The following is an 8,567-nucleotide window of genomic DNA, read 5'->3' as shown; positions in this document are numbered from 1 at the left end:
GTCGGTGACCGACCGGTACACGATGTGGGCGGCGGCCATCGACATGTGGCGCGACCGGCCCTTGACCGGCGTGGGACTGAAGGGCTTCCCCGACTACCGGGACACGCGCGCCTCGCTGGCGCTGTCGTCCGGGAGCGACGTCGCGGGCGCCGGCACCCGCTACCAGAAGCAGCCTCTGCTGTCGCCGCACAACATGTACCTCCTCGTGTTGAGCGAGCAGGGGCTCATCGGCCTCGTGACGCTGGTGGGCAGCTGGCTGGCGCTGCTGGTGTGCGCGGCGCGAGGGCTGGCGCGGGTACGACGTGAGCGAAGCGGCCCCTCCGGACTCGACTGCGCCCTCGTCGCGTGCGGGATCCTCGTCTGGATGCTGGTGGACTTCGTGTACGCCGACATCGGCGGGCCCTCGACCGCGCTCACCGCCGTGGGCCTGGGTTTGGTGGCCTGGTGGGCCCTGGCGGACACCACGTCCTCCTCCCGCGCGTCCGTCGTGGAGCGGGCCGGGGCCGCCGTACCGGAGGAGGCCGGAGCACGATGACGGTGACTCCTCCCCGGGCGACCGACGGAGCCCCGGCGGTACCTGAGCGGGTGCCCGCCGCCAGGACCGCCGTGGAATCCGCCGCCATCGCCCCGCCGACCAGCCGCTTCCTCGCCAAGGCGACCCTCGTCACGGTCGTGCTCACCGCCGTGGGGTCGCTGCTGGGCCTGGGACGCGACCAGGCGCTGTCCTACCTCTTCGGGGCCGGCCCCGAAACGGACGCCTTCCTGGTCGCCTGGACCGTGCCCGAGTTCGCCGCGACCCTACTCATCGAGGACGGACTGGCCATCGTGCTGGTGCCGATGATCAGCGTGGCGGTGATCCGCCGCGCGCGGGGCGCCGCGGGTGATCCGGTCCGCTCCGTGGTCGCCACCACGCTGCCCCGGCTGTCGCTGGCCTTCATGGCGGCGGCCGCGCTGCTGATCGTCGGGGCCCCCTACGTGGTGCGAGCGGTCTCGCCCGGCCTGCCCAGCCCGGAGCTCGCGGTGGACTGCACCCGGCTGACCTCGACCTGTGTCTTCACCTTCGGGCTGGCCGGATACTGCAGCGCCGCCCTGCGGGCCCACCGCCGGTTCATGGCTCCCGCCGCGATCTACGTGGCGTACAACGCCGCGATCATCACCACCATGTTCGTCCTCGACGGGCGCGCGGGCGTACGCGCCGCGGCGATCGGGGTGGCGATCGGCGGCGGGCTGATGGTACTGGTCCAGCTCCCCTCACTCCTGCGGGAGCTGAGGCGGAAGTCGGCTCCGGTGGTGGACGTGCCGGAGGAGCCGGAACGACCGATGGATCTCGCCCTCGTCAGCAGCGTCCTCCTCTTCGGGCTGTGCCGCCAGTCCCAGGTGCTCATCGAACGCTTCCTCGGTTCCACACTGCCGGCCGGGGCCATCTCGCACCTCAACTACGCGCAGAAGGTGGCCCAGATCCCGATGACGTTCTCCCTGATGCTGTGCACCGTCACCTTCCCCATCGTGGCGCAGGCACTGGCGGAGGACGACGCCGAGCGGGCCCGCGGCCGGGTGGAGAAGGACATGGCCCTGGTCTCCTGCATCGTGCTGTTCGGCGCGGCGGTGATCGTCGCCTGCGCGCCGCAGATCACCGAATGCCTCTTCCAGCGCGGCGCGTTCACCGCGCACGACACCGCCGCCACGGCGGCCGTGATGCGCGTCTACGCCCTGGGGCTGCTGGGCCACGCGATGGTGGGCGCGTTGATCCGTACGTACTTCTCCACGCGGCGCCCCAGCTGGTATCCGCTCGCCGCCATGGTCACCGGGATCGTCGTGACCTCATGGCTCGGCGCCGCCAGCGTCGGCGGCTGGGGCGTGCTCGGTATCGCCGCCGCCAACGCCGCCGGGATCACCGTCACGGCCCTCCTCCTGCTGTGGGGCGTCGCCGGGCGCGGGGTTCCGATCCGGATCCGGCAGGTGGCGCTCGAGATGAGCAAGCCGGTGCGTGCGGCCGTGCTGGCCGCCGCGGTCGGCATGTTCTGCGCGAGCCGCGTGGACAGCTCCCTGGCCGGACTGGCCGTCGGATCCGCGGTCGTGACCGTGGTCTTCGTCGTATCGGCACGGGCCCTGGGGGCCTTCGGCTTCACACCCGCACTCCATTCCGTCACACGAAGGCTCCCGTATGTCCGTAACCGCTGACCCGACCGATCCGCCCACCGGCCGCACCCGACCCGTCTTCGGCAAAAGCCTGTGGGTGGCGATGTACCACTCCGTCAGCGACTGCTCCGACGACCCGTACCGCATCACCGTCTCCCCCGACCGCCTCCGTCAGCAGCTCGGCTGGCTGCGCCGCCAAGGGCTGCGCGGGGTCAGCGTGACCGATCTGCTCGCCGCCCGGGCGCGGGGGGAGGGACGGAACCTGGTGGGGCTCACCTTCGACGACGGGTACGCGGACTTCATCCACGGGGCACTGCCGCTGCTGCGCGCCCATGAGTGCGGAGCCACCCTCTTCGTCCTTCTGGGGAAGCTGGGCGGCGAGAACGACTGGGATCCGGTCGGCCCGCGCAAGCGCCTGATGGCCGAGGCGGACATCCTGCGGGCCGCCGCCACCGAGGGCATCGAGATCGGCTCGCACGGGCTCACCCACCTCGACCTGACCAGGGTGGACGACGAGACGCTGCACGCGGAGACCGCCGGGAGCAGAGCACTGCTCTCGGAGTTGACCGGCGCTCCGGTCCGGGGCTTCTGCTACCCGTACGGCGCAATCGACCAACGGGTCGTCGACGCCGTACGCAGCGCCGGCTACGCGTACGCCTGCGCCATCGATCCGAGTCCGCTGAACGGCCCGCACGCCCTGCCGCGTGTCCACGTCGGTGAACAGGACACCGGCGCCCGCCTCTTCCTCAAGTACCGACTGCACCGCATCCGCCGCCGTCCCGTCGAGGGGGCCTGAGGACGATGAAGGCCCTGCACATCATCACCGGCCTCGGAACCGGCGGCGCGGAGCAGCAACTCCGACTGCTGCTGCGCCATCTGCCGGTCGACTGCGACGTCGTGACGCTCACCAACCCCGGACCGGTCGCCGACGGTCTCGTCGCCGACGGCGTACGCGTCACCCATCTGGGGATGTCCGGCAACCGCGACCTCACGGCCCTCCCCCGCCTCGTGCGGCTGATCCGCGCGGGTGGGTACGACCTCGTACACACCCATCTGTACCGGGCGTGCGTGTACGGCCGGACCGCCGCGCGCCTGGCCGGTGTGCGGGCCGTCGTGGCCACCGAGCACTCCCTGGGCGACTCGCAGATGGAGGGCCACCAGCTCTCCGCCGGGGTCCGCGCCCTGTACCTCGCCAGCGAACGCCTGGGCCGCACCACGGTCGCGGTGTCCGCCACGGTCGCCGAACGGCTCAAGCGGTGGGGGGTTCCAGGGCCGCGCATCGAGGTCGTGCCCAACGGCATCGATCTCGCCCGCTTCCGCTTCGACCCCGCGCTGCGCGCCCACACGCGCAGACGGCTCGGGCTGCCGGAGGGCGCGTATGTCGTCGGCGGAGTCGGACGGCTCGCGCCGGGCAAGCGGTTCGACGTCCTCGTCCGCGCGCTCGCCCGTCTCCCGGAGGACTACTGGCTGCTGCTGGCCGGCGGCGGCCCGCAGGAGAACGTGCTGCGGCGGGCCGCCCAGCAGGTGGGCGTCACCGACCGGATGCTGCTCACCGGTGAGCGGGCCTCGGGCGGCTGCCCCGGGGCCGATATGCCGTCACTGCTGACCGCCATGGACGTCCTCGCCTCGCCCAGCGCCGAGGAGGCGTTCGGGCTGGCCGTCGTGGAGGGCATGGCGGCCGGGCTGCCCGTGCTCTACGTCTCGTGCCCCGCGGTCGAGGACCTGCCGGCCGACACGACCAGCGGCTGCACGCGGGTGAGCGGAAGCACGGACTCATTCGTACGCGCCCTCCTCGACGTCCGGGCTCGGGGCCCGCACCCCCGGACGGTCTCCGCCGCCCACCACTACTGCATCACGCGCAGCGCCGCCCGGCTCATGGATGTGTACTCGGCCGTCGCCGACATGCCTTGTGAAAGCCCCTCTTTGGGAGTGAGTTCCGTATGACCGACACCGTCGACCAGACAGACCGTACGCCCGGCCGGGCGCCGGTGAACCCCTTGGAGACCGGTCCGCTCGCCCGGGTGAAGGCCCTGCCTCCCTGGCTGCTGCCCGCGGTCGGCGTCCTGCTCGGCGGGGCGCTCGGCGGCACCTTCGGCCTGGTCACGCCCCCGGCGTACACCGCGACGAGTTACGTCGTCGCGGTACCCGCCGAGCAGTCGGACCCGCAGGCCGCGCTGGGCTTCGCGCAGGCGTACGGACGGGTGGCCACGCAGCTCGCGGTGCTCGGGGACGCACAGGTGTGGGCCGGTGTGCCCGTTCGTACGCTGCGGGACAGCGTGCGAACGGCGACCTCGCCGGACGCGCCGATGGTCGCCGTCTCGGCCACCTCCACCCGACCCGACCTCGCCGTCGACATGGCCAACGCCGTTGCGCACGCCCTGACCCGGCACGCGAAGCTGGCCGAGAAGGACACGCACGTCGAGCTCCGGCAGTTCGCGCGCGCCACCAAGCCGCACGAGGCGTCCTCGGCGTCGCCGACGGTGACGGGCCTGGTGGGCGCCAGCGCGGGCGGGCTGCTCGGCGGGCTGTGCCTGCTGATCCGCCCGCGACGTGCCGCCGACGCCCTGCCGCCGGCGTCCGTACCCGGTCCGGCCACCGCCGCCGACGCACACCGGCAACTGTGACGGGCGCGCTCACGGCTGGGGACAACGGTACCGACGACATGGGCACCGACAGCACCCTGAGCATCGAGATCTGCACCGACGAACGCGAGTTCGAGAAACTCGGCCCCGCCTGGACCCGCCTCTACCGGCGGTGCTCCACCGCCACCCCGTTCCAGAGCCACGCCTGGCTCCACTCGTGGTGGCTGTCGTACGGCAGACGCGGTCGGCTCCGGATCGTGCTGGTGCGCAGGGGCGAGGAACTGCTCGCCGCCGCTCCTCTGACCCTCACGGCACTGCCGCTGCCCACCCTCGTCCCCCTCGGCGGCGCGATCTCCGACTACGCCGACGTCCTCATCGACGACGCGTGCACCGACCGTGCGGCGGCGGCGCTGACCGAGGGGCTGTGCGCCCTCGCCCGCAGCGCGCTGATCGACTTCCGCGAGGTGCGGCCGGGCGCCGCGGTGGAGCACGTCTACGACCGGTGGCCCGGCCCCCGGCGGCGGAACACCGACTCGGTCTGCCTGGAGCTGCCCGCCCGGCCGATGGAGGAACTGCTCTCACGGTTGTCCGCCGCCCGGGCACAGCGCGTCCGGGCCAAGATCCGCAAGCTCGACGCTCTCGGCGTCGAGCCGCGCGTCGTACCGCACGACGAGGTGGACGGGGCCCTGCACACCATGCTGGAACTCCACCGGTTGCAGTGGCAGGGGCGCAAGGTGACCAGGGAGCACCTCCAGCCCCGGTTCCAGGCGCACCTGGTCCGCTCGATCGGCACGATGGCCAGGTCCGGGGACGCCTTGGTGACCGAGTTCCGCGTCGGCGGTGACGTCCTCGCCGTCGACGTGACCCTGCTGTCGCGGCAGCTGGCGGGCGGATATCTGTACGGAGTCCATCCACTGCTGCGACAGCGGAAGGCGGACATCTCCACCATGCTGCTGAGGTCCTGCGCCGAGCGCCTGAGCGGCGGCGACCACACGGTGCTCAGCATGCTGCGCGGGGGCGAGCCCTACAAATTCCACTGGCGCCCGGACACCGTGGTCAACCAGCGGCTGCTGCTCGCCCGGCGGCGTACGGCACCGCTGCTCTCGGCGGTCGTCTACGACGCGGCCGGGCGCAGATGGGGCAAGAGCCTGGTCCGCCGCTGGAGGGAACGTGGTGGGGCGGGCCGTGACCGGCCCGCCCCGACGTCACCGGTGGCGCGACAGCCAGTCGAGCCGCAGGCAGAGCTTGCCGCCGAGCCAGTACTCGACCCAGGTGCCCAGGTCCAGCGGGGTGCAGTTGGGCGGAAGGGCCGGCTGGGTGGGAGCGGGTGGCAGAGGCTGAGGAACCGGGTTCGGCGCGGTGTCGGTGCGCCCGGACAACAGAGCCCGATAGACCACGGAGGACCTGGGGTTGGCCGTGCACTGCCAGACTCCGTGCGGGCAGTAGTCGGTGAGCGTGTTGTAGAGCGGCTTGTGCCTGTCCATCCAGGCGAGCATGCCCTTCATGTACTCCGGGTTGTCCCCGTTGTGGAACAGCCCCCATTCGGCGTACGAGATGGGCTTGCCGTGGGCCTTCGCGAATTCCACGTGCGCCCGGAGCCCGTACGGCTCCTTCACCTGCTCGGCGAAGGACAGTCCGCGGGGCTGGTCGTACGCGTCCATGCCGATGATGTCGACCGTGCCGTCGCCCGGATAGCACTCGGTCCAGGGGATGGCGTCCCGGCCTCGGTTGGGCGTCCAGTCGAACTTGAACTTCTGGCCCGGCACCGCCCGCATGGTGGTGACGATCCTGTTCCAGTACCGCTTCCAGTTCTCCGGGGCCGGCCCGCAGCGATGGGTGTACGTAGTGCCGTTCATCTCCCAGCCGAGCACGATGATGGTGTCCGGCAGCCGTAGCTCGACCAGCCGCTCGGCCAGCCTGCGGAAGTGGCGGTCGAACTCGCCCTCCGCTCCGCGCTTCAGCAGTCCGCGGACCTCGGCGTCGGACAGGCGTTCCTCGTTGCGTTCCAGCATGGGGACATTGAGGACGAACATCCGGTCGCCCTTCTGCCGCCGCCAGTCGGCCCACACCTCGAGGAAGTTCGGTCGGCCCTCGATGTTGCTCCACCGGTCGCCCGGCAGATACGTGTGCCCCACGCGTAGCTCGGCCCCGCCCAGCCAGTCGCTCAGCCAGGCGATCCGGGCCATACCCAGCGGGCCGTAGTCGAGATAGGCCCCGAAGGCCGGGTACGTCTCGAGGGCCTCGGCACCCTGGGCGACGGGCGGGACCGGCGTGGACCGGGCGGGCACGGGTGATCTGCTCGGGACCGGCGGCACGGCGGAGGGCGTCGAGAAGGCAGGTCTCGTCGGGGAGGGCGCCGGGACCGGTCGGGTCGGGGCTCTCGGGGGCGGCTGCGTGGACGGTCCGGTCACCGGAGAGTCGCCGGCTCTCACCTGCCCTGCGCCGACGGCGCTCCCGGGTCCCGATAGGAGGAGGACCAGTGCGGCGACACCGGCCGTGACACACACCGTCCGTCTGCTTCGGCGTCGCCACCGCTGAGGGGCCATGTCCGTTCCTCTCCGCGGGTCCTGAGCCGTCCCCGCCGCTGTCACTCCCCCACTCCGCGTTTTTACCTACTGACACACAGTCATATGAATGTGCACTTTGCCAGCCGACGCTCCGTCGTACGGGCGGTCCCCTCACCCATCCGGGTGGACGGACCGCTCCCACGGCCTGAAAGGAAATGTCCGTGACACCGTTCGACACCCACGTCCCCGCCGTTCTGCTGCGGATCGACCCGAACCCCTTCCACCACGGAACGCTGGGAGCCGTGCGCACACTGGGCCGAGCCGGCGTGGAGGTGCACGTGATCGCCCGTTCCGTCGGCGCCCCCCACGCCCGATCGAGCTTCCTCACCGGCACGCACGCCCCGCCGTCGCCGGGCGCGTCGGTCGCGGAGGTCGCCGCCGTCCTGCACAGGGTGGCCGCCCGGATCGGCCGCCCCTCCGTCCTCGTCCCCATGGACGACGCGAGCGCCATCGCCGTGGGCCGCTTGGGCGCGGACCTCGGGGACGCCTACCTGACCCCCGACCAGCCCGTCGGCCTCGCCGAGCGGGTGGCGGACAAGGCGGAACTCGCCACCCTGTGCGGACGCCTGGGCATTCCGTATCCGATGACTCTGGTCCCCGACAGTGCGGACCAGGCGGCCGCCTTCGCCCGGCAGTTGGGGCTGCCGCTGGTGGCGAAGTGGAGCCGACCGTGGCGGCTGCCCCCGGAATCGGGACTCCGCAGCACGGTGCTGCTGCGCTCACCGGAGGAGGCGCAGGCGCTGTTCCAGCGTACGGACGAGGCGGACAGCCGACTGCTGCTCCAGGCCTATCTGCCCCCGGCGCCGGGCCGTGACTGGTTCGCGCATGGGTACGCCGACCGGAACGGCGTGGTACGCGGCGGGGGCTCCGGCCGCAAACAGCGTGCCTGGCCCAGCGGCGCGGGTCTGACCACCGTGGGGTGCTGGGCCCCCAACCCCGAGGTGGAGGCGCTGGGAGACCGGCTGGTGGCTGCGCTGGGCTTCCGGGGCATCTTCGACCTCGACTTCCGCCGGGACGGCACGACGGGCGCCTACCACCTGCTCGACTTCAATCCGCGGCCCGGCGCCCAGTTCCGACTCTTCACAGACACCGCCGGAGTGGATGTCGTCCGGGCCCTGCACCTGGACCTGACCCACCGCCCGGTCCCGGCCGGAAACCCCCTGCCCGGCCGGGACTTCGTCGTCGAGAACTACGCCCCGCTGACCGCGCTGCGTCCTCGCCGGGGGCGCGAGTTCGCCTGGTACGCGGCGGACGACCTCGCCCCCGGCGAGGACGCAGC

At 72.2% G+C, this 8,567-nt stretch carries 7 protein-coding genes and 1 pseudogene; 7 read left to right on the top strand and 1 reads right to left on the bottom strand.

What is annotated here, in order from left to right:
* The 6 genes and pseudogenes from AOK23_RS22885 to AOK23_RS45355 all read left to right on the top strand — a co-directional run.
* The coding region (locus AOK23_RS22885; protein ID WP_169800321.1) for an O-antigen ligase family protein at nt 1-535 on the top strand (535 nt) is incomplete at its 5' end.
* Entirely contained in the window at nt 532-2,181 is a 1,650-nt protein-coding gene (gene murJ / locus AOK23_RS22880; protein ID WP_055714553.1) for a murein biosynthesis integral membrane protein MurJ, read from the top strand. The genes AOK23_RS22885 and murJ, both read left to right, overlap by 4 nt.
* A gap of 61 nt (nt 2,182-2,242) precedes the next feature.
* Nucleotides 2,243-2,935 (top strand): polysaccharide deacetylase family protein, encoded by a 693-nt coding sequence (locus tag AOK23_RS22875; RefSeq protein WP_055714555.1) that lies wholly within the window; start codon nt 2,243-2,245, stop codon nt 2,933-2,935.
* 5 nt (nt 2,936-2,940) lie between these two features.
* A complete protein-coding gene (locus AOK23_RS22870) occupies nt 2,941-4,083 on the top strand; it encodes a glycosyltransferase (RefSeq protein WP_055714552.1) in 1,143 nt (380 codons plus the stop codon).
* Nucleotides 4,080-4,763 (top strand): YveK family protein, encoded by a 684-nt coding sequence (locus AOK23_RS22865; RefSeq protein WP_240496506.1) that lies wholly within the window; start codon nt 4,080-4,082, stop codon nt 4,761-4,763. Before AOK23_RS22870 ends, AOK23_RS22865 begins: the two co-directional genes overlap by 4 nt.
* Before the next feature lie 38 nt (nt 4,764-4,801).
* Nucleotides 4,802-5,905 (top strand): annotated as a pseudogene (locus tag AOK23_RS45355) (GNAT family N-acetyltransferase); the annotation flags it as partial.
* Nucleotides 5,906-5,926: 21 nt separating this feature from the next.
* Here the strand turns inward: AOK23_RS45355 and AOK23_RS22855 are convergent.
* Complete coding sequence (locus AOK23_RS22855; protein ID WP_055714550.1) at nt 5,927-7,267, bottom strand: glycoside hydrolase family 26 protein; 1,341 nt, start codon at nt 7,265-7,267, stop codon at nt 5,927-5,929.
* A 176-nt stretch (nt 7,268-7,443) separates the two neighbouring features.
* Between AOK23_RS22855 and AOK23_RS22850 the strand changes: the two genes are divergently transcribed.
* Nucleotides 7,444-8,567: carboxylate--amine ligase (locus AOK23_RS22850; protein WP_055714549.1), on the top strand; the 1,124-nt coding region annotated here is incomplete at its 3' end.

It is taken from the genome of Streptomyces torulosus (assembly GCF_001419765.1).
GTDB classification, from domain to species: Bacteria; Actinomycetota; Actinomycetes; order Streptomycetales; family Streptomycetaceae; genus Streptomyces; species Streptomyces torulosus.
This window is presented reverse-complemented; position numbering and strand designations above follow the sequence as displayed.